Source organism: Neobacillus niacini, from assembly GCF_031456445.1.
GTDB classification, from domain to species: Bacteria; Bacillota; Bacilli; order Bacillales; family Cytobacillaceae; genus Neobacillus; species Neobacillus niacini_I.
This window is the reverse complement of the sequence record NZ_JAVDUQ010000085.1, coordinates 1-1,874: the sequence shown is the minus strand read 5'-3', so window position 1 is coordinate 1,874 and position 1,874 is coordinate 1. Positions and strand designations below refer to the sequence as shown.

1 protein-coding gene is annotated in these 1,874 nt (G+C 39.9%); it reads right to left on the bottom strand.

Annotation, left to right across the window (positions count from 1 at the left end):
• Positions 1-79: 79 nt before the first annotated feature.
• On the bottom strand, positions 80-1,324 hold the full coding sequence (gene ltrA, locus J2Y67_RS27745; RefSeq protein ID WP_310179399.1) for a group II intron reverse transcriptase/maturase: 1,245 nt from the start codon (positions 1,322-1,324) through the stop codon (positions 80-82).
• Between the last annotated feature and the right edge of the window lie 550 nt (positions 1,325-1,874).

Sequence of the window (1,874 nt, the reverse complement as noted above, 5' to 3'; positions counted from 1 at the left end):
AAGGCAAGTAGACCACTGGAACCTCCCCAGTAGCCCCTCTTAGAACCGGACGTGAACCTCTCAGCTCATCCGGCTCCCATTATTCAGCCGTAGGTTTAATACCTAATTCCCAATGTTTAAATAACTTGGGATTCTGATTTGCAATTCTACCTAAGAAATATTCTGCTCTTTTCTTGTGACGAGCTAACTTTTTGTATTTCTTTCTTGCCCACATTATTAAGGCTTTGTTGATGTGCCTTAATGTTGAGTACATTTCAGATTTGTAGAACTTGCCATAGAAGTTTATCCAACCTATTATCTTTGAGTTAAACATATTTGATAGGTCCGTAAGGTCCTTTTCAGCTTTTAACTGTAGTTTCCAATCCCTTACTTTTTGCCGAATTGATTTCTTAGATTTGTTACTAATCGCTGGTGTAAAGTTAATAAAATGCTTTCCCCATCTATTCTTAGAACATCTTGGTCTGAACGTATATCCCAGAAAATCAAACGAAATATTTTCGTGATTTTCTTTCCTATCTGCATCTTTACAATATACAATTCTTGTTTTGGTTGGATGTAGTTCAAGGTTACATTCAGTCATCCTGTTGTTTAATGATTCAAGCAATCTTATTGCCTCAGCTTCTGACTTGCAGTGAATGACTGCATCATCTGCATATCTCGCAAATGGATTATTAGGATGGTTAATTGTCATCCATTTATCAAATGTGTAGTGTAGAAATAGGTTCGCAAGAACTGGACTTATGACTCCACCTTGCGGTGTGCCAGAGGTTCGTTCTTTTACACCTTCTTTTGTTTGAAAAGGTGCCTTTAACCATCTTTCAATATATAGCTTCACCCATTTAATATTTGTGTGCTTTTTCACTGCTTTCATTAATAACCCGTGATCAATGTTGTCGAATAAGCCTTTAATATCAAATTCTAGAACCCAATTGTATTTCCAACACCTTTTACGGGTTATTTCCAATGCTTGGATGGGACTTTTATTAGGTCTATAACCATAAGAGTCCTCATGAAAGAAAGGTTCCACTGAGGGTTCAAAATACAGTTTCACAACCATTTGTGCAATTCTATCTGTAACAGTTGGAATTCCTAGTGTCCTAGTACCACCAGCTTTCTTTGGAATCTCTACAGCTTTAACTGCTGGTGGAAAGTAACTTCCTGAGGACATTCTGTTCCATAGCTTATAGAGATTATCCTTTAGGTTCACTTCAAATTCCTCTATCGACTCTTGATCAATTCCAGCTGACCCTTTGTTCGCTTTTACTCTTAGAAAGGCTTCATAAACAACCTTTTTAGATATCGCATATGGCTTTGTTTTATTCATAAGTTCCTCCCACTAAGATGGTTGACTTGCTAATAAAACTGAATAACATAACTCCTTTGCTCCATCTCCGTTAGGAGGTTTCATTACTACTACGAGTTATTCCGCCCCTATACATGGCATTGGTACTCTGATTCTTGTGGGGCTTCCACTTGAAATCTCTCCCTTGGCATCCATGTCGTAGGTTCCCACGTTCCACACCCAAGCCTACATTAAGTTCACGCCGCCTTTATACCGGTCACCGAACGGACAGTAAACAGGTTTCCTCCGAACTTATCCTGAGTTAACGACTCCCCCTCAGTTTTGATGACACCCCTATGCTTTCGATACTTCTTCAGCGATTCAATGGTTTTCGTCTCCTTAATATGTACCTGACAGAGTCTCGCTCTGCCTTTTCCCTAACGCTCAATACCATAGCTTTTGACTATAGCACCTTAGGGTGGTTTGCAATCTCTACCTGTATAGCGATTGCGAGAGGCCTACTCTCATCTTGAGTGCAGCACAGCTTACGGATGTGCCGTCAGGCACACTTTGCTTGCTTTCGTGGCACACA